Below are 21,671 nucleotides of genomic sequence, written 5' to 3'. Positions count from 1 at the left end.
GCTGTCCCGCTCTTCCGCCGCCGAAGGCAGGTGCCGCCGTGACGACAACCAGCCCCTCCGAAGTCCGCCCCGATCCACCGCACTCCCCCAGCGACCGCTCGCTCGCCGAGTTCGGCTACCGCCAGGAACTCCACCGCAGCCTGGGCCGGTACGCGTCGTTCGCGGCCGGGTTCTCCTTCATCTCCGTCCTGACGACGGTCTTCCAGTTCTTCGCCTTCGGGTACGCGTTCGGCGGCCCCGTCTTCTTCTGGGCCTGGCCGGCGGTGCTGGTCGGGCAGTTGCTGGTGGCCGCCTGCTTCGCGGAGCTGGCGGCGCGCTATCCGATCTCGGGCGCGATCTACCAGTGGTCGTCGCGGCTGTCGAACCTCACCTTCGGCTGGTTCGCGGGCTGGATCATGGTGATCGGGCAGATCGTGGTGGTCGCTGCGGCCGCGCTGGCACTGCAGATGGTGCTGCCGGCGATCTGGTCGGGCTTCCAGCTGATCGGCACCGATCCGGCGCCGACATCGGCGGACGGCGCGGCCAACGCGGCGCTCCTGGGCGTTTTCCTGCTCGCGCTGACGACACTCGTGAACGTGCTCGACAACCGGGTGATGTCCGTGATCAACCGGGTCGGGGTGACGGCCGAGATCATCGGCGCGGTACTGATCGTCGTCCTGCTGCTCACCCACTCCGAGCGGGCACCCGGCATCACCTTCCACACCGAGGGCGCGGCCCAGTCCGGCCTGTTCGGGGCCCTGTTGGTGGGTTCGTTCACGGCGGCGTACGTGATGATCGGCTTCGACAGCGCGGGCGAGATGAGCGAGGAGACCCGCGATCCACGGCGCACCGCACCCCGCACGATCCTCACGGCGCTCGGCGCGGCCGGCCTCCTGGGGGGTCTGATCGTGCTGGGCGGCCTGCTGGCGGCGCCGAGCCTGACCGACGGACGCCTGGCGGTCGACGGACTGAGCTACGTCCTCACGAGCAGCCTGGGCGACGGGGTCGGCAAGGCGCTGCTGGCGGACGTGGTGGTGGCGATCGCGGTGGCGACCCTCGCGATCCAGACGGCGGCCTGCCGGATGCTGTTCTCCATGGCCCGCGACGGCCAGCTCCCCTTCGCGGCACGCCTGGCACGCGTCCACCCCCGCACCGGCATGCCCACCGCTCCCGCCCTGGTGGTCGGTCTCCTCGCCGCGGCCCTGCTGCTCCTCAACTTCGCCTCCCCGGAGGCGTTCCTGGCGATCGGCACGACCTGCATCGTGATGCTGTACCTGGCGTACGCGATGGTCACCGGCCCCCTCCTGGTCTCCCGTCTCCGCGGCCGCTTCACCTCGGAGGGCACGGACGAGAGGGGCGGCAAGCTCTTCTCCCTGGGCCGCTGGGGAGTCCCGGTCAACGCCCTCGCCCTGCTCTACGGCCTGTTCATGACGATCAACCTGGCCTGGCCGAGGGCGGAGGTGTACGACCCGGCGGGCGGCCACTGGTACTTCCAGTGGTTCACGGTCCTGTTCCTGGCAGCAACGCTGGTACTGGGCGCGGCCTGGAGGCTCCATTCCAGGCGCGGGGCCACTGCAACCCCCTAGGGGCGCGGGGAACTGCGCGACAAACCACGACGGCGCAGCGCCCGACCGACACCATACGGTGGCACCCCCTTCGTCGCCCACCTGCCGACCGCCGGAGGCCCCCGTACCCTTGATCCCGATGAGACGCCGCACTGCTCCCCCGCCCTCCCCGCTGCCCCAGCGCGACGGGGTGGACCCGGTGCGCGTGCGGCTGCCGGGTGAAGGGGACTGGGCCACCGTGCGGGAGCACCTGGTGGAGCGGCTCAGGGGGGCGGGCGCCGGAGTCGTCGAGGGAATGTTCGCCCGGGGGCTCATCGTCGGGACGGACGGCACTCCGGTGGCACCCGATGCCGCGTACGTGCCCGGCATGTACGTGTGGTTCCACCGCGAGCTGCCGTACGAGGTGCCCGTGCCCTTCCCCCTGGAGCTGGTGCACCGCGACGAGCACATCGTCGTCGTCGACAAACCGCACTTCCTCGCCACCACCCCGCGCGGCAGCCATGTCACCGAGACCGCGCTCGCGCGGCTGCGCCGGGAGCTCGGTGTCCCGGAGCTCGGGGCCGCGCACCGGCTCGACCGGCTCACCGCCGGACTGGTGCTGTTCACGGTGCGGCCCGAGGAGCGGGGCGCCTACCAGTCGTTGTTCCGGGACCGGCGGGTGCGCAAGGAGTACGAGGCCGTCGCACCCTACGATGCCACGCTCGCCCTGCCCCGGACCGTGCGGAGCCGGATCGTGAAGGAGCGCGGGGTGCTGGCCGCCTATGAGGTCGAGGGCGAGCCGAATGCCGTCAGCCATGTAGAACTCGTCGACCGGCGTGCGGGGTTGGGCCGGTACCGCCTCACGCCCACCACCGGCCAGACACATCAGCTGCGCGTCCACATGAACGCCCTCGGCGTACCCATCCTCGGTGACCCGCTGTATCCCGAGGTCGCCGCCCCCGTGCCGGCCGGTGAGTTCCGGCATCCGCTCCAACTGCTGGCGCGGGCGCTGGACTTCACCGATCCGGTCACGGGGGTCGAACACCGGTTCCGGAGCACTCGGGTGCTGGAGGCCTGGGCGCACCTCGGTGACCGGGCCGGTCAGTAACCCCGCCACCACCGCAGGAGGCGGCGCCAGGCGCCCATCGGACGGGCCGGTTCGGGCGTCGGCGCGGGCTGCGGCGGGGCAGCGGGCTGGGGCTGGGGCTGGGGCTGGGGCTGGGGCTGGGGCTGGGGTTCGACGGCCGCGGGTTGCGGCCGCTCCGTGCCGACCTGCCAGCCGGGCCGCTGCTGCGGAACCGGCGCGTGGCCCGGCTGCTGCATGATGTCCTGCTGCGGCTTGGGCGCGAACCGCACGGGCAGTTCCACGAGGTGGCGCGAGGAGATCGACTGCCGCCACTCCAACTCGTCCTCGTCGCAGTCGAGCTGGACGTCCGGCAGCCGCATCAGCAGCGCGTCGACACCGGTGTCGGCGATGCCACGGGCGATGTCCTGACCGGGACACTCGTGCGGGCCGCCGCCGAAGGCGAGGTGCGAGCGGTTTCCCCGCATGTTGGCTTCCAGGTCGGGCCGGACCCGCGGGTCGACGTTGCCCGGCGCGATACCGAACAGCAGACCGTCGCCCTTGCGGATGCGCTGGCCGCCCAGCTCCGTGTCCTGCTTGGCGTAGTAGGCGAAGACCGTGCTGAACGGCGGCTCGTCCCACAGCGACTGCTCGACGGCCTGCGGCACCGTCATCTGACCGCCGTTGAGCTGGGCGCGGAAGCCGGGGTTGGTGAGCACGGCGCGCAGGACGTTGCCGATGAGGTTCACCGTCGCCTCGTAGGCGGCGAGGAGGACGAGCCACAGGTGGGTGGTGACCTCGTCGTCGGTGAGCTTCGCCGGGTGCAGCACGAGGTGGCTGGCGAAGTCGTCCTCGGGCTGCTCACGGCGGCGTGCGGCGAGCCCTTGGAGGACGCCCATGACGTACGCCTGGCTGGCGTTGGCGGTCTCCGTGCCCTTGAGGAGGTCGCGGGCGGCCTGCACGAGCCGGTCGTCGTACTCCTCCGGCATGCCGAAGATCTCGCACATGATGGCCATCGGCAGGTGCTCGGCGAACTGGGCGATGAGGTCGGCGTCGCCCTGCTCGCAGAACTCGTTGACCAGGCGCTGGGTGTAGCGGTTGATGTGGCGCCGGATGGCGCGGTAGTTGATGGTCGACATGGCGCCGGTGACAGCGCCGCGCAGCCGCAGGTGCTCGTCGCCCTCGGCGTAGGAGCAGATGGGCGCCCAGGCGATGTGCGGCATCATCGGGTGGTCGGGCTTGACCATGCCCTCGATCTGCGGCGTCCAGATGCGGCTGTCCCGGCAGAAGTGCGAGGGGGTGCCCACCATGTGGAGGTTCTCGGCGTGGCCGAGGACGATCCACATCGGCACGTCGTCGTGGAGCAGCACGGGCGCCACCGGGCCGTGTTCCTCGCGGAGTTGTTCGTAGAGGCCTTCGAGGTCCTCCGCCTCGGGGCCGTACAGCCGGTGCAGCCCGCCGGGGCCACGGCCGTGGGCGGGGCAGCCCGGGGGCGGGCCGGCCGTGGGGTCGGCACCGGTCAGGGACTGGGGTTCAGGCGTCACTGTGATCGCTCCGAAGTGGATCCGGTTGCTGGGGAGTTGAGGCCGGGTGAGCTTTCCGGCCGGTCAGGTGAGCCGGCCCGTCAGCGCGAGCGAGTGCAGGAAGCGCATCAGGGTCATCAGGGTGTCGCGGCTGGAGGCCCGGCGGCGTGCGTCGCACTCCACGATGGGGATGCCCTCGTCCAGGTCGAGCGCGCCGCGCAGGTCCGCGATGGGGTAACGGGGCCCGTCGGGGAAGGAGTTGACGGCGACGATGAAGGGCACGCCACGCTCCTCGAGCCGTCCTATGACGTCGAAGCTGACCTCCAGACGGCGGGTGTCGACCAGCACCACGGCGCCGAGCGCGCCCTCGAACAGGCCGTTCCACAGGAACCAGAAGCGTTGCTGGCCGGGGGTGCCGAAGAGATACAGGACGAGTTGGTCGGTGATGCTGACGCGTCCGAAGTCCATGGCCACGGTGGTGGCGGTCTTGGTCTCGGAGCCGTAGTTGTCGTCGACCCCGATCCCGGCCTGGGTCATGGTCTCCTCGGTGGTCAGCGGCCTGATCTCGCTGACCGACCCGACCATCGTCGTCTTGCCGACTCCGAAGCCGCCCACGATCACGATCTTCACCGCGGCCTGGGCCGTGTGCGGCAGTTGATCCTCCGAGCGTGGCCCGGGGATGGTGTCAGAGCCTTTGAAGTCCATGCATCACCGCTTCGAGAAGGGAACGGTCGGGGAGCGCCTGACGGACGATCGGGGCGCGCGCCGTCACCAGTTCGGCCGTCAGCATCTCCGTGAGCAGAACGGTCATCACACTGAACGGCAGGCTCAGATAGGCCGAGAGCTCGGCGACCGAGATCGGGGCCGCGCTGAGGCGGAGGATCGCCGTCTGCTCGGGGGTGGCGGAGGGCGGCGGGTCGGCGCGCGCCACGATTAACGCGACCAGGTCGAGTTCGGCCCGCTCCCCGTCCGGCCCTGCGACCACGTAGAGCCGTTCCGGGGGGCGCTTTCCGGTGCCCTCGCCCTCGGGCTTCGGGGACGGTTCCTCCGGTGCCTGACTGGGGTATCGCCGCCGGCGTTGCGGAGGAGTCATACGGTCTGCCCGTTCCGCCGGGGCGGACTGGTGAGATGGGCGCCGATTCTGACGACGAGGTCGCGCATGCGGTTGCTCATCAGGCCGGGTTCGGCGACCACGTCGGACAGCACCGCGAGATAGGCGTTGGCGCCCGCGGCCATCAGATAGAAGTAGCCGCCGTTGATCTCGATGATGACCATCTTCATCCGGCCGTCGCTGTCCGGGATCTCGTGGGCGACGGCGTGGGCGAGGCTCTGGAGCCCCGCACAGGCCGCGGCGACACGGTCGGCGGCGTCCGGGTCGCCGCCGTAGCGCGCGATGCGCAGGCCGTCGGCGGAGAGCACCACGATCATCTCGATGCCTGGTACCCCGTCGGCGAGATCCTTGAGCATCCAGTCGAAGTTGGCGCGCTGCTGGATCACGTGTGGTCCCTCTCGTCGTCGGCCTCGGTCCGGGCCGGCTCGGTGGTCTGCTGGGTGGGTGCGCTCGGGTCGCCCTTGAGTCCGTTCCAGAAGGCCTCGACCCACAGTCCGGGCTCGGGTTCGTTCTTCTCCGGCTCGGGGGCGGGGGCGGGCGTCGACCAGATGGTCGGCCTGCCCTCCCGCTCGGCCTTCTCGATGGCCGCCTGCTCGGCGAACCGCTGGTGCAGGGGTGTCTTGACCCGGCTGCGGCGCTGCGGCAGCCCGCCGGCGGTCCACTCGGTGACCTCGGGGACGTCGTCCTCCATGGACACGCCGACGGGGATGCGCGGGCTGGTGGGGCGCCGCCGCTTCGGTGCGCGCTTGGGACCTTCGAGCGCACCTTCTGTCTTCGGCACGGCGCCGGCGCCGATGCCGTGGGCGAGTCCGGGGGCCGGATCGCTGGTCATCATCTCGCGCGGCACGATCAGGACGGCGCGGACACCGCCGTACGCCGAGGAGCGCAGCGAGACCTGCATGTTGAACTGTGTGCACAGGCGGCCGACGACGGCCAGGCCCAGGCGCGGGGAATCACCCAGGTCCTGGAGGTCGACACCGGCCTTGGCCCGCTCCAGCATGGTCTCGGCCTTGGCCCGGGCCTCCTCGCTGAAGCTGACTCCGGCGTCCTCGATCTCGACGGCGACGCCGGTCTGCACCTCACTGGCGGTGACGTGCACCTTGGTCTGCGGCGGCGAGTAGCGGGTGGCGTTGTCCAGGAGCTCCGCGACGGCGTGGATGACCGGCTCGACGGAGATGCCGCGGATGTTGACCTGGGCGATGGAGTCCAGCTTGATGCGGCGGTACTCCAGGATGCGGGACATGCCGCCGCGCAGCACGCTGTACAGCGGCACGGGGTCGGGCCACTGACGGCCGGGGCGGCCGCCGCCGAGAACGGAGATGGAGTCGGCGAGGCGGCCGATCAGCGCGGTGCCGTGGTCGATGCGCAGGAGGTCGTCGAAGACCTCGGGGTTGCGGCCGTGGTCCTCCTCCATCTCGCGGAGTTCGTTGTTCTGCTGGTGCACGATCGCCTGGACGCGGCGGGCGATGGAGACGAAGGAGCGCTGCGTGGAGTCGCGGAGGGCTTCCTCGCGGTCGATGATGTCGAGCACCGTGTGGATCAGGATGAGCTGCGACTCGGGGAGTTCGCGGTAGGAGGGGTCGATGTCGCCGAGTTGGCGAATCACCTCCCCGGGGGAATTTCCGGATCGCAACCGGTAGATGGCGGCGGGGGTGATCTCCTTCGCGAGGCGGAGCATCTCCTCCTCGTGCGCGCCGACCCGTCGTTCCAGATACGCGCTGTTACGGGCGTACTCGGCACGCAGCTCACGCAGGGCCCGGCCGCGACGCACCACTTCGGAAGCCGCCGCGAGCACCAGGAGCGTGGCGACGGCGCCGCACCAGGCGACGGCCGTGCGGGCCGGCTCCTGGACCACGGCGGCTGCGGCTCCGGTGGCTGCGGCCATCAGTATCGCGGGGAACAACAGCACGCGCGCGTAGGGGAGTTCACGGCGTACGGGTGGGGCTTGAACACTCACCATGTAAGGCCCTCGAAAACGAATCGGCTTGGATGCGCATACATAGGGAACAAGCGCACGAATACATCTCAACTCGGTGCGCCGCGGGCGAGCTTAGTCCGACCGGATCATCGCCGTGTCATATTCAGCAAGCGCCTGAAACGGGACGCGAACGAGGAGTACCCTCGGCTCCATTTGCACGCAGAGGTGCCGCTCGCACACGGTGCGTCACGGCGTACGGGCATGCGAAAACCACTCACCGTGACGGGTGAAGGTCAGGCGCCCGCGATCCTCAGCGCCGCGTCCGCGGTGGCTTCCGCAAACACCGCCACCGGACGGTCGGGGTCCGAGCGGTGGACGAGGATGACCCCCTCGATCAGCCCGAACAGCAGGTCCGTACGGAGATCGAGCTCGCTCTTGGCGAGTGCGCCACCGGCGCCGGTCGCGGCGAGCAACTGCCGGTAGGCGTCCTTGAGTTCGGCGCGCACGGCGTGGAAGCCGGCGAACCGCTCGGCGCGCACCTCGGGCAGCAGATAGAGGCCGCCCAGGTTGTACGGGCCGCCGCACAGGAGCTCCACGTCCGCACGGCACAGCTCCCACAGCCGGTCCTCGGCCGCGGTCGCATCGTCGGCCAGGAGCTCGCGGGCGTACCCGAGCGACGGGGTGACCGTGGACTCCAGGAGCCGGGCGAGCAGCTCCTCCTTGCCGGAGACGTAGTGGTACATGGACGCCTGACGCATGCCCGCGCGTTCGGCGACGGCCCGGGTGGTGGTGGCCGCGTAGCCGCGGGTGGTGAACAACTCGGCGGCCGCGGCGAGCAGTTCGTCACGCGGCTCGAGCCCGCTGTCCGGCCGCTGTGCGGCACGCGGTCTGCCGACCCGCCGTCCACCCGTCGTTCCCATACGCCGATCCTCGCACAGGGCACCATCCGGTGATCTTCGGCAGCGCACGGCGGGCACGGGTGAGGGCTCGGTAACCACCCCGCAACTCCCGGGCAACGCCTGCGACCCACCCCGCTCCTAATTTCTGTCGCACGACAGAAATAGCATCGGAGCCGGAGGTCCCGCGATGGCGACATCGACCACTTACGGAGCCCGCGATCACGCCCGCGCCCAGGAGGGCGCCCACGCCGAGGCCATGCCCGTCGTGCCGGCCGCGGACTGGCCGCAGCCGCCCCGTGAGGCGGGGCCCCTGGTCTGGGCCGAGACGGTCGCGGGCGGCAACTACACACACCGCGTACTCGCCCGCGGCACCGAGCTGCGCCTGACCGACCTGCACGGCGACGCCTGCGCGCATCTGCTGCTGTACGCCGCGGACCGGCCCTGGGAGCGGCTGAACGTGGCCGACACGGTGAAGGTGCAGTGGAACGCCTATCTGGGTGAGGGCGTGCTGCTCCTGTCCGACCAGGGCCGGGTCCTCGCCTCGCTGGTGGCCGACACCTCCGGCCGCCACGACGCCCTGTGCGGCACCTCCACCCTGGTACGGAACACCGAGCGGTACGGCGACGGCACCCCGCAGTCCGGCTCCCCCGCCGGACGGGAGCTGTTCAAGCTGGCGGCCGCGAAGAACGGACTCGCCCCGCGCGATCTGCCGCCGTCGCTCTCCTTCTTCCAGGGCGTGGAGGTCCGCGAGGACGGCGCCCTCGACTTCACCGGCTCGGCGGGCCCGGGCGCGAGCGTGACACTGCGGGCCGAGCAGGACGTCACCGTGCTCGTCGCCAACGCGGCGCACCCCGCCGACCCGCGCCCCGACTACGTCAGCACCCCGCTGGAGGTGCTCGCCTGGCGGGCCGCCGCCACCGAGCCCGGCGACTCCCTGTGGGACGCCACCCCCGAGGGCCGCCGCGCCTTCCTCAACACCGCCGAATTCCTTGCCGCGAGGGGGCTCGTATGACCACCACCGTCGTTCCCGCCCGTGCCGCCTGGTCCTGCGTCATCCGCGCCGGACAGACCCTCACCGTCACCGATCTGCACGGCAACCAGGCCGTCGACTTCCTCGTCTACGACGCCCACGACACTGCCGTCCGCTACAGCGCGCCCGACACCATCCACGCCCAGGGCAACGTCTTCCTCACCACCGGCACCGTGCTGATGTCGAACGAGCACACCCCGCTGATGACCGTGGTCGACGACGAGGTGGGCCGCCACGACACGGTCGGCGGCGCCTGCTCCAAGGAGTCCAACACGCTCCGGTACGGCCACCACACCTGGTCCCAGCACGCGTGCGTGGACAACTTCCTCGCGGAAGGCGCCCGGCACGGCCTCGGCAAGCGCGACCTGGTCTCCAACATCAACTGGTACATGAACGTGCCGGTCGACAAGGACGGCACCCTCGGCATCGTCGACGGCATCTCGGCACCCGGCCTGAAGCTGACCCTGCGCGCCGAGCGCGACGTCCTGGTCCTCGTCTCCAACTGCCCGCAGATCAACAACCCCTGCAACGGCTTCGAGCCGACCGCGGTGGAGATGACGATCGGGGCCACCGGATGACCTTCGACACCCTCCTCGTCGCCAACCGGGGCGAGATCGCCGTACGGATCATCCGCACCGCCCGCGAACTCGGCCTGCGCACGGTCGCCGTGTACTCCGACCCGGACCGCTCGGCACCCCATGTGCGGCTCGCGGACGAGGCCGTACGACTGGGTCCCGCGCCCGCCAAGGAGTCGTACCTGGACGCGGATCTGGTGCTGAAGGCGGCCAAGGACACGGGGGCGGGGGCCATCCACCCCGGATACGGCTTCCTGTCCGAGGACGCGGCCTTCGCACGGCGCTGCGAGGAGGCCGGGATCGTGTTCGTGGGCCCGACACCGGAGCAGCTGGAGCTCTTCGGCGCCAAGCACACGGCACGCGCGGCGGCCGAGACGGCGGGGGTCCCGCTGGCGCCGGGGACGGGCCTGCTGGCCTCGCTCACGGAGGCTCTCGCGGAGGCCGAGGTCATCGGCTATCCGGTCATGCTCAAGGCGACCGGCGGTGGCGGCGGTATCGGCATGTCGGCATGTCACTCCGGCGACGAGCTCGCGGACGCCTGGGAGCGCGTGCAGCGTGTCGCCGCCGCCTCCTTCTCCGCAGCGTCCGCATCAGGCCTCTTCCTTGAGCGCCTGGTCGAACGCGCCCGCCATGTCGAGGTGCAGGTCTTCGGCGACGGAGCGGGCCGAGTCGTCACGTTCGGCGACCGCGACTGCTCTCTCCAGCGCCGCAACCAGAAGGTGCTGGAGGAGGCGCCGGCACCGGGACTGCCGAACCGCGTCCGCGAGCAACTCGCCCGATCAGCGCGCGACTTGTGCGCCTCGGTCGGCTACCGATCCGCCGGAACCGTCGAGTTCGTCTACGACGCCGCCCGCGAGGAGGCGTACTTCCTGGAGGTCAACACCCGCCTCCAGGTGGAACACCCGGTCACCGAGGAGATCTACGGCGTCGACCTGGTCGCCTGGATGCTGCGGCTGGCCCGCGGCGAGCGGGACGTCGTGCGCGAGCCGGACGCCCCCCGCGGCCACGCCGTCGAGGCCCGGATCTACGCCGAGGACCCGTCCCGCGAACACCGGCCCAGCGCGGGCCTGCTGACGCGGGTCGAGTTCCCGCCGGGCGTGCGCGTCGACGGCTGGGTCGAGACCGGCACCGAGGTGACGACGTCGTACGACCCGATGCTCGTGAAGGTGATCGCGTACGGCTCGGACCGGGCCCATGCGCTGCGCAGGCTCGACGAGGCGCTGGCCCGCACCCGCGTCGACGGCATCGAGACGAACCTGGGCCTGCTCAGGGCGGCGCTCGCGGACTCCCGTTTCACCGGGGCGACCCACTCGACGGCCACCCTCGCCGGCGTGCGCGACCGCACTCCCCGGATCGAGGTCGTCTCCGCCGGCACCCTCACCACCGTGCAGGACTGGCCGGGCCGCACCGGCTACTGGCAGGTCGGGGTGCCTCCGTGCGGCCCGATGGACGACCTGTCCTTCCGGCTCGGCAACCGGGCACTGGGCAACCACGAGGGCGCGGCGGGCCTCGAATGCACCCTCCAGGGCCCGTCGCTGAAGTTCAGCCACGCCACCACCGTGTGTGTGACGGGCGCCCCCGCACCGGTGACCGTGGACGGCTCCGCGGTCGCCCAGTGGGAGCCGATGACCGTGCCCGCGGGAGCCGTCCTGGACATCGGGGCGCCCCAGGAGCACGGTCTGCGGACCTATGTGCTGTTCGCCCAAGGGCTCGACGTACCCGCGTTCCTTGGCAGCGCGAGCACCTTCACCCTGGGCCGCTTCGGCGGCCACGGCGGGCGCGCCCTGCGGACGGGAGACGTCCTGCACGGGGGAGGCCGGGCCGAGGGCAGGCCGGTCGACAACCCGCCCCGGTTCACCCGGACCTGGCACATCGGCGCCACCGAAGGCCCCCATGCGGCACCGGAGTTCTTCACCGAGGACGACATCCACGACTTCTACGCCGCCGACTGGAAGGTCCACTTCAACTCGGCCCGCACCGGAGTCCGCCTCATCGGTCCCAAGCCGCGCTGGGCCCGCACCGACGGCGGTGAGGCGGGCCTGCATCCGTCCAACATCCACGACACCCCCTACTCCGTCGGCGCCGTCGACTACACGGGCGACATGCCGGTGCTGCTGGGCCCGGACGGCCCCTCGCTCGGCGGCTTCGTGTGCCCGGCGACCGTGCTCAGCGGCGAGCGCTGGAAGCTGGGCCAGCTGCGGCCCGGCGACACCGTGCGGTTCGTTCCGGTGGACGCCGACGGAGAGCCCCGGCCTCCCATCGTCGACGGTGGTGTCCTCGCCCGCGACGGCGATGTCACCTACCGCCGCAGCGGCGACGACAACCTGCTCGTCGAGTTCGGCCCGATGCAGCTCGACCTGGCGCTGCGGATGCGCGTCCACGCGCTGATGGAGGCGGTGGCCGACGCCTGTCCGGACGGGGTCACCGACCTCACCCCCGGTATCCGCTCCCTCCAGATCCAGACGGACCCACGGCGCCTCCCGCAACACGAACTCCTCGCCGTGGTACGGGAGATCACCGCGTCCCTCCCCCCGAGCGACGAACTCGTCGTGCCCTCCCGGACCGTCCACCTCCCGCTGTCCTGGGACGACCCGGCGACCCGCGAGGCGATCGCCCGCTACATGGCGGGCGTACGAGACGACGCGCCCTGGTGCCCGTGGAACATCGAGTTCATCCGCCGGGTCAACGGCCTGGACTCGGTGAACGACGTCTACGACACGGTCTTCGACGCGGAGTACCTCGTCCTGGGCCTGGGCGACGTCTACCTGGGCGCGCCCGTGGCCACCCCCCTCGATCCACGGCACCGTCTGGTCACCACCAAGTACAACCCGGCCCGCACCTGGACCGCGGAGAACTCCGTCGGCATCGGCGGCGCCTACCTGTGTATCTACGGCATGGAGGGGCCCGGCGGCTACCAGTTCGTGGGCCGTACGACCCAGGTGTGGTCGGGGTGGCAGCAGCGCGGCGCGTTCGAGCCGGGGGCGCCCTGGCTGCTCAGGTTCTTCGACCGGATCAAGTGGTATCCGGTCGACGCCGACGAACTCCTGGAACTGCGGGCCGACATCACGTCCGGGCGGTTCGTGCCACGCATCGAGGAGGGAACCTTCTCCCTCTCCGACTACCAGGCGTTCCTCGCCGAGAACGCCGAGTCCATAGCGGAGTTCAGGATCCGCCAGCAGGCGGCCTTCGCGGCCGAGCGGGACGCCTGGGAGGCGGCCGGCGAGTTCGCCCGAGCGGACGCGGTGAGCGCTCCGGCGCCTCCCGCGGCGTCCGTCGAGATCCCCGAGGGCGGCCGGATCGTCGAAGCGGAATTCACCGCCTCCGTGTGGCAGCTGAACGTCGAGCCGGGCGACGAGGTCACCGTCGGCCAGCCGTTGCTCGCGCTGGAGGCGATGAAGATGGAGTCCAGGGTGCACGCGCCGATGGACGGTGTGGTGACGGAGATCCTGGCGAGGCCGGGCGACCAGGTGGAGGCGGGAACGGCGCTGGTCGTGCTCGCTCCCGTGAACTGAAAGAGGAACCCATGCTGTCCAGAGTCCGAGCCGCCTACGCACGCATCGAGGCGGTGGACCGCCCCGAGATCTGGATCGACCTGCGCCCACAGGACGAGATCGAGGCGGAGGCACACGCCCTGGCCGCACGCGTGGCCGCCGGTGAGCACCTCCCGCTGGCCGGTCGTCTCCTCGCCGCCAAGGGCAACATCGACGTCGCGGGGCTGCCCACGACCGCGGGCTGTCCGGCGTACGCCTACCACCCCGAGGCCGACGCACCGGCGGTGGCCCGGCTGAGGGCGGCGGGCGCGATCGTCCTGGGCACCACGAACCTGGACCAGTTCGCGACCGGCCTGGTCGGCACCCGCTCCCCGCACGGCGCGGTACGCAACGCCCACGACCCGGCCCGCATCAGCGGCGGTTCCAGCTCCGGCTCGGCCGTCGCGGTGGCCCTCGGCATCGTCGACCTGGCCCTCGGCACCGACACCGCGGGCTCGGGCCGGGTGCCGGCCGCCTTCAACGGCATCGTCGGCCTCAAGCCCACCCGGGGCCTGGTCCCGACGGCCGGTGTCGTCCCGGCCTGCGCCTCCATCGACTGCGTGACGGTCTTCGCCCGCACCCTCCCGGAAGCCGAACAGGCACTGTCGTTCATGACCTCGCCGCCGGACCGCGACCTCCCCCCGCTTCCCCAGCGCAAGCCGGGACCGTGGCGCGTCGCGGTTCCGCCGCGCGACCAGCTCGGCGAGCTGGACGAGGGCTGGGCGGAGGCGTACGAGGCAGCGGTGGAGCAGCTCATCACGGCCGGCGCGTCGATCCACCCCATCGACCTCGCCCCCTTCACCGAAGCCGCCGCGATGCTCTACGAGGGCGCCTTCGTCGCCGAGCGCTACACCGCGGTGGGGAGCTTTGTCGACAAGCTGACCTCGGAGGGCGGCGCCGGCCTGGACCCCACCGTCGCCGGTATCATCAGCCACGCCCGCGACATTCCGGCTCACCAGCTCTACGCCGACCAGGACCGGCTCGCGGCCCTGAGGGCCCGGGCCGAGGCCGAACTCGCCGACGCGGACGCCCTGTTGCTGCCCACCACGCCGGGCCACCCCACCCTCGCCGAGGTCGCCGCCGACCCCCTGGGCGCCAACGCCCGCCTCGGCCGCTTCACCAACTCCACCAACCTCTTCGACCTGGCGGCGGTGGCCGTCCCGGCGGGCGAGGTGACCGGGCTCCCCTTCGGCGTGATGCTGATCGGCCCGGCGTTCACGGACGAGCGACTGACACGGATCGCCGCACTGCTCCAGCCCGAGACACGACTGGCCGTGGTAGGCGCCCACCTCTCGGGCCAGCCACTGAACCCCCAACTCCTGGCCCTGGGCGCCCGCCTGGACCGCACGACCACGACGGCCCCCGTCTACCGCCTGCACGCACTGCACACGAACCCACCGAAGCCGGGCCTGGTGCATGTCGGTGAGGGCGGGGCCGCGGTCGAGGCAGAGGTGTGGCGCCTACCGGCAGAGGGCCTGGGCCGCCTACTGGCCGCACTCCCCCGCCCGATGACCCTGGGCAGCGTGCAACTGGCAGACGGATCCACGGTCCCCGGCTTCCTGTGCGAACCAAGCGCACTGAAGGACGCCGAGGACATCACGTCATACGGCAGTTGGCGGTCATATGTGAACGCCGAGTAGGGCAGCGCCCCTTCAGGGGCGCGGGGCTGTATCGATGTGCGGCTCCGCCGCGTGGGCGCGACCAGCCACAGTCACCCCGCACCCGCCAACGCACCCGTCACCCCACCGACGAGTAGGCGACAACCCCCCGCAGCAACTCATCAACCGCCTTACGCGCGTTCTTCGCGACCGTGGACCCCTTCCCACCGGAAACCGGCGCCGCGGCCGAGATCTGCCCCAGCACATCGATCACCTGCTTGCACCACCGCACGAAGTCCCCCGCCGGCATCTCCGCCTCACGCAGCACCTCGTCGAGCCCCTTCCCGGAAGCCCACATGTACGCGGCCCAGGCAAACCCGAGATCGGGCTCCCGCTGCCCCACACCCTCGGTCTGCCTGATCCGGAAGTCCTCCTCCAGCGCATCGAGCCGCCCCCAGATCCGCACCATCTCGCCGAGCGCGGCCTTCGCCTTACCCGTCGGCAACTTGGGCGCCATCGCATCGTCACCGACCCGCGCCTCGTACACCAACGCGGAGACACACGCCGCGAGTTCAGCGGGGGAGAGCCCCTCCCACACTCCGGCCCGCAGACACTCACTGGCCAGCAGATCGAGCTCGCCGTAGAGCCGCGCCAGCCGCTTCCCGTGCTCGGTGACCTCGTCGCCCCGCAGATAGTCCAGCTCGGTCAGCAGCGCCACGATCCGGTCGAAGGTCCGCGCGATGGTGTTGGTACGGCCCTCGATACGCCGCTCCAGCTGCGAGGTGTCCCGCAGCAACCGGTGGTAGCGCTCGGCCCACCGAGCGTGGTCCTCACGCTCGTCGCACCCGTGGCACGCATGGGCCCGAATAGCCATCCGCAACCGGGCGATCTCTCGGTCGTCCGCGGCCTGCGCCCGCTTCTTGCGAGCCCGCTCCGGCGGAATGTGCCCCGCCTTGGTGCGCAGTGCGGAGGCGAGGTCCCGACGCGACTGCGGGGAGCGCGGGTTGAAGGACTTCGGGATCCGCATCCGCTCCAACGCCTCGACGGGCACCGGGAAGTCCATCGAGGCGAGCCGCTTGACCTGCCGCTCGGCGGTCAGCACCAGCGGGCGCGGCCCGTCGTGGTGCTCGAACCCTCGATGCCCGTTGGACCGCCCGGCGGGCAGCCCCGGGTCCAGCACCAGGGCCAGCCCGGCGTATTTGCCCGCCGGCACATGGATGACGTCACCCGGCTTGAGCTTCTCCAGCGCGACGGCCGCCTCGGCCCGCCGCTCGTTGGCGCCCTGCCGGGCCAGCTCGGTCTCGCGGTCCTTCAGCTCGCGCCGCAGTCGCGCGTACTCCTCGAAGTCGCCGAGGTGGCAGGTCATGGACTCCTTGTAGCCCTCGAGCCCCTCTTCGTTGCGCTGCACCTGCCGCGAGATCCCCACGACCGACTTGTCGGCCTGGAACTGCGCGAAGGACGTCTCGAGGAGCTCACGCGAGCGGTGCCGGCCGAACTGCTCGACGAGGTTGACCGCCATGTTGTACGACGGCTTGAAGCTGGACCGCAGCGGATACGTACGCGTGCCCGCGAGCCCTGCCAGATGCTCAGGGCTGCTCCCGCGCTGCCACAGCACGACGGCATGGCCCTCGACATCGATACCGCGCCGCCCGGCACGCCCGGTCAACTGCGTGTACTCGCCCGGCGTGATGTCCGCGTGCTGCTCGCCGTTCCACTTGACGAGCTTCTCCAACACCACCGACCGCGCGGGCATGTTGATGCCCAGCGCGAGCGTCTCGGTGGCGAACACGGCCTTCACCAGGCCCCGGACGAACAGTTCCTCGACGACCTCCTTGAAGGTCGGCAGCATGCCCGCGTGGTGGGCCGCGATGCCGCGCTCCAGGCCCTCCAGCCACTCGTAGTAGCCCAGGACGTGCAGATCCTCGGTCGGAATGGCGGCGGTGCGCTCCTCGACGAGAGCACGCACCCTGCCCCGCGCCTCGTCGTCGTTGAGCCGCAGACCGGCGTACAGACACTGCTGTACGGCGGCCTCACAGGCGGCCCGGCTGAAGATGAAGGTGATCGCCGGCAGCAGCCCTTCGGAGTCGAGCCGCTCGATGACCTCGGGACGCCCCGGGGTCCACACCCGCGAGCGCTGTCTGCGCTCCCGCTCCCGGTCGGCCTCGCGCATCGCACGGCCGCGTCTGCGGTCCTGGTAGGAGGGGCGCTGCGCCTCCATCCGGGCCAGCCGCGTGAGGTCGGGGTTGACGGCCTTCTTCTGGCCCTCGCCCTCCTCGAACAGGTCGTACATCCGCCGCCCAGCGAGCACGTGCTGGAACAGCGGCACGGGCCGGTGCTCGGAGACGATCACCTCGGTGTCGCCCCGGACGGTGTCGAGCCAGTCGCCGAACTCCTCGGCGTTGGACACGGTCGCCGAGAGGGAGACCAGGGTGACCGACTCCGGGAGGTGGATGATCACCTCCTCCCAGACGGCACCGCGGAAGCGGTCGGAGAGGTAGTGCACCTCGTCCATGACCACGTACCCGAGCCCGAGCAGGGTCTGCGAACCCGCGTACAGCATGTTGCGCAGCACCTCGGTGGTCATCACGACCACCGGGGCGTCGGAGTTGACGCTGTTGTCGCCGGTGAGCAGACCGACCTTGTCGGCGCCGTAACGACGCGACAGGTCGGCGTACTTCTGGTTCGACAGCGCCTTGATGGGTGTCGTGTAGAAGCACTTCTTGCCTTGTTGCAGGGCGAGGTGGACGGCGAACTCGCCCACGATCGTCTTGCCCGAACCGGTGGGGGCGGCCACCAGCACGCCCTTCCCCGTCTCGAGCGCCTGACAGGCCTCGATCTGGAAGGGGTCGAGGCCGAAGTCGTACATCTCGCGGAAGTCGGCGAGCGCGGTGGCCTGCTCGGCAGCGCGCACGCGCGCGGCCGCGTACCGCTCGGCCGGTGAGAGGTCCTCTGTCATCGTGCTTTCGAGCGTACCGGGCCGCACTGACAACAGGACGATCATTATCCGGATCCCCCGTGCTCGGAGCGAGGTGCGGCCGGTACCACCGTGGGGTGGTACCGGCCGCAACCTCGCTCCGAGCACGCCCCCTACGAGGCTCCTGCCGTGACGGGGTCAGTTACTGTTGTAGATCGGCCCGCCCCAGTAGCAGGTGTCGTCACCCAAGTCGTCGACACAGGCCGCGAGAATGATGCGGCTGCCGGTGCCGCCGAGGGCGTTGGGCGACGTGCTGTTCTCGTAGAATTCCTTGTTGCAGGAGACCCAGTCGCCCTCGCCCCGGTTGTTCCAGCACTTGCCGGTGCGGTAGGTCTTCCACGTGCCGCTGCTGTCACGGAGCTGGTTCTCCCAGGACGCGTAGACGGACCAGCCGTCCAAGGATGTGTCCTTGGCGTAGATGACATCGCCGTCGGGCTTGAAGCAGGCCCTGGCGCCCTGGATCTCGGTGACACAGGTACCGCTGGTCGGAGCGCTGCTGGCGACCCCCGTGTCCGACTCGTCCGCCGCAGCCGCCGGGTTGCTCATCGCTAGAACGAGCACTCCGGTGGCAACCGCGCCCAGAGCTGTCTTTGTCACACCGCGCATATAGGTGATCCCCTCCCACAGAACAACAGAAGTGCCCACGAATCCACACGCCGACATTGTTTTCATGAGGCTTCATGAACGATTATGTACGATCATGGACGCTTGATGTGCGACACGTCAACTCCATATCCACTCTCCGTCACCTTGCGATCGACTGACCGCCGAGGAGGAGATGCGAGTGGGGCCCGTCCCTCATCGGGACGGGCCCCACTCGCGCGTGACGCAGCTCTCACGTGACGTCGTCGTAGCCGTTAACCCGGTCGTTGTCTCGATCGGTCTTCTCCGGCAGGACCCGGCTCGCCGACACCGGCACAACCTCGCCAACGTCTTCGGGGGTCAGATCGAGGTCGGACGCCTCGTCGTCGGCGGGTCCCTCGGCATCGCGGCGGGCACGACGGCGGTCGTTCATCAGGGCCACACCCGTGGCAATGAAGTACAGGATCCAGATGGGTCCTGCCAGCGCCAGCATGGAGATGGGGTCGGTGCTCGGCGTTGCGATCGCCGCGAAAAGGGTGATGCCCATCACCATGGCCCGCCACCAGCCCGCCATCCGGCGCCCCGAGAGGACGCCGCCGAAGTTGAGCATGACCAGCAGCAGGGGAAGTTCGAAGGAGAGCCCGAAGACGATGATCATCCGCATAATGAGCTGCAACAAGTCATCGAGAGGCAGCTGATTGTCGCTGCCGATGATCGAGAACTCCAGCATCACCGACGCCATCTTGGGCAGCGTCCAGTAAGCGAAGTAGCCGCCAGTGACGAAGAGAGGGAAGCCGGCGGCGACGAAGCCGAGCGCGTACTTCTTCTCGTTACCGTGCAGACCAGGCGCCACGAAAGCCCAGAGCTGGTAGAGCCACACAGGGGCCGACAGCACGATGCCGGTCGACATCGACACCGTCAGAGCCAGCGTGAACGGACTGAGCAAGCCGTTCTGCACGATGCGCGCGCACTGCTTGCTATCAGGATTCTGCGCCAGCTCCGTGAACCTGTACTTGCATCCGACGGAGTCAAGGATGGGGTTCGTGAAGAACTCCATGATGTCCTTGTAGAAGAAGACCGCGATGATCATCCCGACGATGATCGCCAGCACGCTCTTCACAAGCCGGTTGCGGAGTTCACGAAGGTGATCCGCAAGGGGCATCCGCCCCTCGGGATCCTTCTCCTCATTGCGGGCAGACTTCAGCAACCCACGTTCCCATCTCGTGCAGCGGGCCGGAGGTCACCGGCCCTGCGTCAGCGCTTGGTCGTGTCCGTCGGCTCGGTGACCGGGCGGGAGCTGGTCACATCGCCGGGGGCGGCCTGGATGGTGCGCTGGGACTGGGGCTGCTGGTCGTCCTGGGGCGGGGCGGACGCGGCGGTCGCGTTGTCCTGGCCCTCGGACTTCATCGCCTTCGCCTCGCTCTTGAGGATGCGGGCGGACTTGCCGAGCGAGCGCGCCATGTCGGGAAGCTTCTTCGCGCCGAACAGCAGGATGATGACGACGAGGATGAGAATGATCTCGGGGGCGCCGAGCCTTCCGAACATAAGTCTTTACCTTCTCACCGAGGCGGCTGGGGTGGGGTGCTGAGCTGTCCGACCGGTCGGACAGGTGTCCGAACGATCGTGTTGTCAGCGATCGTAACGCTCAGGGGTGAACGTGGGGCAATCCCCGTGCGTACTCCCGGTCCGCGAGCCGGGCCTCGTTCTCCGGTCCGCGACCAGCAGCGTACCTGCCCGGCCCCTCGGGATGACAGGGCGAAGTGACCCAAAACGCTTCCGGCGCAGGACTCACATCCCGTGCACAGCGGGACTCACAGCGTGTCCACGGAGCGGGCGGTGCTCACTGCGGCCCGCTCCAGATCCTCCGCGGCCCTGCCGAGGCGCTGCGCCGACTCCGCGACCTGCCGTCCCAGCCGCTGCGCCTCGAGGAACACCCGCACGGCGAGCACGCCGAGCACGACGAGACCCAGGAAACCCACAGCGATCGCGAACATCGGCCAGAACATGGTGCCGAGCCTAGAGGGTGGAGTGGAGCCGCAGGGTGCTGACCCCGCCCCCGGTCAGCAGCTCGACGATCCGCTCCCCCGCGGGCTTGCGGACGGAGGCGGCGCAGTCGGGGCAGGTGAACGAGTAGAACGTGGTCCTGCTGGTGGCACCGACGACCAGCCGCAGGGCCCCGGCGGCGAGCTCGAACCGGCCGCGGCAGTCCGGGCAGCCCGCCCGGAACACCGTCGGGGACACGCTCCGCATTCCCGAGAACGCGGACGCCACCGACATCCCCTGCACACCAGACATCGCCGACTCGCTCAAAGCTCCTGCTCCTGCCTGTCGTCGTTCGTGTGAGTTGGGTGTGAACCCGGCGTCTCGACCCCGTCGTACGCCGCCAGCGCCTCGCGGGCCGCCTGCCGGGCGCTGTCGGCGAGCTCGGGTGGCGAGACGATACGGCCGTCGCGGCCGAGCCGCAGCGCCAGGCGCCGCAGGGACGTCGGATCGGGGGTGCGCAGGGTGATACGCAGTCCGCCGTCGGCGAGCTCATCCGCACTGTCGTGCGGGTAGTACTCGGCGACCCAGCGCCCGCCCGGGCTCACCTCGACCACGACCTCCGGATCCTCGGCGGCCGGCTGCACCAGCGCCTGCGAGAGGTCCCGCAGCTCTATCTCGGGCGGCGCGGACGGCTCGTCGAGGATCTTGATCTCGGCGACCCGGTCGAGCCGGAAGGTGCGGCGCGCCTCGGAGCGGCGGCACCAGGCCTCGACGTAGGTGTGACCGACGCTGACCAGCCGGATCGGGTCGATCTCCCGCTCGGTGACCTCGTCGCGGGCGGGTGAGTAGTAGCGGATCCACAGCCGGCGCCGCTCGGAGATCGCACGGTCGACGTCGGCGAAGACCCCGCCCTCGGACTCGAAGGTCACCGACAGCCGGGAGCTGGCCCCCGCCTGCTCCCCCGCCGCGGTCTCCACCTTCGCCGTGGCCCGCAGCAGCGCCTGCCGGTCGCCCTCGCGCAGACCGGGCAGGGTCGAGACGGCCCGGGCGGCGACGAGCAGCGCGGTGGCCTCGTCGGCGGCGAGCCGCAGCGGCTCGGCGACGTCATCGGGGTTGTGCCACCAGATGCGCTCGCCGTCGGTGTCGATGTCGAGGAGGTCGCCGCCGCGGAAGCTGGTGCCGCACATGGGCAGCACATCGAGGTCGGAGACGAGCTCGTCCTCGGTGATCCCGAAGGCGCGGGCGACGTCCTCGACACGGGCGCCGGGCCGCTCCTTCAGATACGTCACCAGGGAGAGCATCCGCCGGGTCTGGTCGATGGCGTTGACGGGCCTGACCGGTTTGCCTGCCACTGTGTTGCTC

General features: G+C 70.5%; 19 protein-coding genes. 6 read left to right on the top strand and 13 right to left on the bottom strand.

Going from position 1 to position 21,671, the window contains the following annotated elements:
• Positions 1-38 precede the first annotated feature (38 nt).
• Entirely contained in the window at positions 39-1,565 is a 1,527-nt protein-coding gene (locus tag QF037_RS37530) for an amino acid permease (protein ID WP_307033042.1), read from the top strand.
• A 118-nt stretch (positions 1,566-1,683) separates the two neighbouring features.
• Positions 1,684-2,631 carry an RluA family pseudouridine synthase gene (locus QF037_RS37525; protein WP_307033040.1) on the top strand — a complete coding sequence of 316 codons (948 nt, stop codon included), beginning with the start codon at positions 1,684-1,686 and terminating at the stop codon, positions 2,629-2,631.
• Here the strand turns inward: QF037_RS37525 and QF037_RS37520 are convergent.
• The 6 genes from QF037_RS37520 to QF037_RS37495 form a co-directional block, all read right to left on the bottom strand.
• Positions 2,625-4,130 (bottom strand): cytochrome P450, encoded by a 1,506-nt coding sequence (locus QF037_RS37520; RefSeq protein WP_307033038.1) that lies wholly within the window; start codon positions 4,128-4,130, stop codon positions 2,625-2,627. The genes QF037_RS37525 and QF037_RS37520 overlap by 7 nt on opposite strands.
• A 63-nt stretch (positions 4,131-4,193) precedes the next feature.
• On the bottom strand, positions 4,194-4,814 hold the full coding sequence (locus QF037_RS37515; protein WP_307033037.1) for a GTP-binding protein: 621 nt from the start codon (positions 4,812-4,814) through the stop codon (positions 4,194-4,196).
• On the bottom strand, positions 4,795-5,202 hold the full coding sequence (locus QF037_RS37510; protein ID WP_307033035.1) for a DUF742 domain-containing protein: 408 nt from the start codon (positions 5,200-5,202) through the stop codon (positions 4,795-4,797). Before QF037_RS37510 ends, QF037_RS37515 begins: the two co-directional genes overlap by 20 nt.
• Positions 5,199-5,606 (bottom strand): roadblock/LC7 domain-containing protein, encoded by a 408-nt coding sequence (locus tag QF037_RS37505; RefSeq protein ID WP_046261836.1) that lies wholly within the window; start codon positions 5,604-5,606, stop codon positions 5,199-5,201. Before QF037_RS37505 ends, QF037_RS37510 begins: the two co-directional genes overlap by 4 nt.
• The gene (locus QF037_RS37500; RefSeq protein ID WP_307033032.1) at positions 5,603-7,180 is read right to left on the bottom strand and encodes a sensor histidine kinase; all 1,578 of its coding nucleotides are present in this window, start codon (positions 7,178-7,180) and stop codon (positions 5,603-5,605) included. The genes QF037_RS37505 and QF037_RS37500 overlap by 4 nt, the downstream gene beginning before the upstream one ends.
• Before the next feature lie 251 nt (positions 7,181-7,431).
• The gene (locus QF037_RS37495; RefSeq protein ID WP_307033030.1) at positions 7,432-8,058 is read right to left on the bottom strand and encodes a TetR/AcrR family transcriptional regulator; all 627 of its coding nucleotides are present in this window, start codon (positions 8,056-8,058) and stop codon (positions 7,432-7,434) included.
• A 166-nt stretch (positions 8,059-8,224) separates the two neighbouring features.
• On the opposite strand from QF037_RS37495, the gene QF037_RS37490 reads away from it, so the two are divergent.
• From QF037_RS37490 to atzF, 4 genes are read left to right on the top strand one after another with little or no spacing between them, the layout of a single operon-like run.
• Positions 8,225-9,049, top strand: coding sequence for an urea amidolyase associated protein UAAP1 (locus QF037_RS37490; protein WP_307033028.1), 825 nt, complete (start codon positions 8,225-8,227; stop codon positions 9,047-9,049).
• Positions 9,046-9,645: an urea amidolyase associated protein UAAP2 gene (locus QF037_RS37485; protein WP_307033026.1), complete on the top strand. Its 600-nt coding sequence runs from the start codon at positions 9,046-9,048 to the stop codon at positions 9,643-9,645. The genes QF037_RS37490 and QF037_RS37485 overlap by 4 nt, the downstream gene beginning before the upstream one ends.
• Positions 9,642-13,154 carry a 5-oxoprolinase/urea amidolyase family protein gene (locus QF037_RS37480; RefSeq protein WP_307033024.1) on the top strand — a complete coding sequence of 1,171 codons (3,513 nt, stop codon included), beginning with the start codon at positions 9,642-9,644 and terminating at the stop codon, positions 13,152-13,154. Before QF037_RS37485 ends, QF037_RS37480 begins: the two co-directional genes overlap by 4 nt.
• A gap of 11 nt (positions 13,155-13,165) precedes the next feature.
• Entirely contained in the window at positions 13,166-14,812 is a 1,647-nt protein-coding gene (gene atzF / locus QF037_RS37475) for an allophanate hydrolase (protein WP_307033022.1), read from the top strand.
• Positions 14,813-14,909: 97 nt separating this feature from the next.
• Here the strand turns inward: atzF and QF037_RS37470 are convergent, their stop codons facing one another.
• The 7 genes from QF037_RS37470 to QF037_RS37440 all read right to left on the bottom strand — a co-directional run bounded on the left by QF037_RS37470 (position 14,910) and on the right by QF037_RS37440 (position 21,661).
• Positions 14,910-17,771: a DEAD/DEAH box helicase gene (locus QF037_RS37470; protein WP_307033020.1), complete on the bottom strand. Its 2,862-nt coding sequence runs from the start codon at positions 17,769-17,771 to the stop codon at positions 14,910-14,912.
• 111 nt (positions 17,772-17,882) lie between these two features.
• Positions 17,883-18,290, bottom strand: coding sequence for a hypothetical protein (locus tag QF037_RS37465; protein WP_307033018.1), 408 nt, complete (start codon positions 18,288-18,290; stop codon positions 17,883-17,885).
• Between the two features lie 289 nt (positions 18,291-18,579).
• Positions 18,580-19,533 carry a twin-arginine translocase subunit TatC gene (tatC, locus tag QF037_RS37460; RefSeq protein WP_307033016.1) on the bottom strand — a complete coding sequence of 318 codons (954 nt, stop codon included), beginning with the start codon at positions 19,531-19,533 and terminating at the stop codon, positions 18,580-18,582.
• Positions 19,534-19,580: 47 nt separating this feature from the next.
• Positions 19,581-19,871, bottom strand: a complete 291-nt coding sequence (gene tatA, locus QF037_RS37455; RefSeq protein ID WP_266894732.1) for a Sec-independent protein translocase subunit TatA — start codon at positions 19,869-19,871, stop codon at positions 19,581-19,583.
• A 266-nt stretch (positions 19,872-20,137) separates the two neighbouring features.
• Positions 20,138-20,332: a hypothetical protein gene (locus QF037_RS37450; protein ID WP_307033012.1), complete on the bottom strand. Its 195-nt coding sequence runs from the start codon at positions 20,330-20,332 to the stop codon at positions 20,138-20,140.
• A 10-nt stretch (positions 20,333-20,342) separates the two neighbouring features.
• Complete coding sequence (locus QF037_RS37445; protein WP_307033010.1) at positions 20,343-20,636, bottom strand: hypothetical protein; 294 nt, start codon at positions 20,634-20,636, stop codon at positions 20,343-20,345.
• A complete protein-coding gene (locus QF037_RS37440) occupies positions 20,633-21,661 on the bottom strand; it encodes a helix-turn-helix transcriptional regulator (RefSeq protein ID WP_307033008.1) in 1,029 nt (342 codons plus the stop codon). Before QF037_RS37440 ends, QF037_RS37445 begins: the two co-directional genes overlap by 4 nt.
• Between the last annotated feature and the right edge of the window lie 10 nt (positions 21,662-21,671).

The sequence above is a fragment of the Streptomyces canus genome, assembly GCF_030815415.1.
Classification (GTDB): Bacteria; Actinomycetota; Actinomycetes; order Streptomycetales; family Streptomycetaceae; genus Streptomyces; species Streptomyces canus_F.
Note: the sequence above shows the minus strand (reverse complement) of the source record. Positions and strands in the feature narration are given on the sequence as shown.